Consider the following 1,476-nt stretch of genomic DNA (forward strand, 5'->3'; position numbering starts at 1 on the left):
CCGCGAGGCTGCGTTCGGCTGCGAAGCAGTCGTAAAATCAGTCATTGCGCTACGTCAGGCAGACCGCGTCAGCTGGATTCACGACTGCTATGCAGCCGAACGCAGCCTCGCGGGCTCGGCAGCTGCTACAGATTGCATTACCGCTTAACTGACTGGCATTAGCGGCGATGGCCTCTGTTTAATGCCGCCCTAATCGAACCGACCCAGCATCGGCAGTGACATCGCCTCCCCCGAGGCCAAGGCGATGATCGGGCACTACGACGTCCTCGGCAAACAAGTGGCCAGGCTGATTCCCCAGTCCACGCTGGTCGAATTCCCTGGCATGGGCCACGCGCCACAGATGGAAGAACCGGAACAATTCCACCAGGCCTTGCTCGCCTGGCTGAACAAGACCCACCCCGTGCGTTGAAGAGGAAAGGCTGATGCCGGTACAGATTGCAGTGATCGATGATTGGCAGGATGTGGCGCGGGATGTGGTGGACTGGTCGACGCTGGACAGCATCGGCCAGGTGAGTTTTCTCCATGACTACCCCGCCGACAACCCATCCCTGGCCGAACGCCTGGCCGGGTTTGAAGTAATCTGCGTGATGCGCGAGCGCACCCGTTTCGATGAAGACCTGCTGTGCCGCCTGCCGAAACTGAAACTGCTGGTGACCGGCGGCATGCGCAACGCGGCCCTGGACCTCAAGGCCGCCGCCGCGCTGGGCATTCAGGTCAGCGGCACCGACAGCTACAAACACGCCGCGCCGGAGCTGACCTGGGCGCTGATCATGGCCGCGACCCGCAATCTGGTGGTCGAAGCTAACGCCCTGCGTGCCGGCCAATGGCAACAGCGCCTGTGTGGGGACCTGCATGGCAAGACGCTGGCCATTCTTGGTCTGGGCAGCATCGGCCAGCGTGTCGCGCAGTTCGGCCAGGTGTTCGGCATGCGCGTCATCGCCTGGAGTGAAAACCTCACGGCCGAACGTGCGGCACAAGTCGGCGTGACCTATGTCAGCAAGCAGGAACTGTTCGAACAGGCCGACGTGCTGTCGGTGCACCTGGTGTTGAGCGATCGCAGTCGCGGCCTGGTGGACGCGCAAGCGCTGGGCTGGATGAAACCCACGGCGCTGCTGGTGAACACTGCTCGCGGACCGATTGTCGATGAGGCGGCGCTGATCAAGGCGCTACAGAAGCAACGGCTGGCCGGTGCCGCACTGGACGTCTTCGAGCATGAGCCGCTGCCCGCCCACCATCCGTTCCGGACCCTGGACAATGTGCTGGCGACACCCCATGTCGGGTATGTAAGCCAACAGAACTACCAGCTGTTTTTTTCGCAGATGATCGAGGACATTCAGGCCTGGGCGACGGGCGCACCGATTCGTCTGCTGAGCTGATACCGAGTCATCGTTCATCGTCGGAAAAAACCCCTGTGGGAGCGGGCTTGCTCGCGAAGGCGGAGTGTCAGGCAGCATTAATGTTGACTGACCCACCGCC

The 1,476-nt window shown here is 62.1% G+C and carries 1 protein-coding gene and 1 pseudogene; both read left to right on the forward strand.

Annotation, left to right across the window (positions count from 1 at the left end; all coding sequences use genetic code 11):
• Positions 1 to 193 precede the first annotated feature (193 nt).
• Positions 194 to 409: pseudogene (locus AC07XF_RS28950) on the forward strand (alpha/beta fold hydrolase); the annotation flags it as partial.
• Positions 410 to 422: 13 nt separating this feature from the next.
• Positions 423 to 1,376: a D-2-hydroxyacid dehydrogenase family protein gene (locus AC07XF_RS28955; RefSeq protein ID WP_495029247.1), complete on the forward strand. Its 954-nt coding sequence runs from the start codon at positions 423 to 425 to the stop codon at positions 1,374 to 1,376.
• Positions 1,377 to 1,476 lie beyond the last annotated feature (100 nt).

Source organism: Pseudomonas sp. GW821-FHT01C01 (assembly GCF_059422645.1).

What these genes read in the sequence shown, in the direction of transcription:
- AC07XF_RS28955 (WP_495029247.1), top strand. Translation starts at nt 423, where the DNA reads ATGCCGGTACAGATTGCAGTGATCGATGATTGGCAGGATGTGGCGCGG.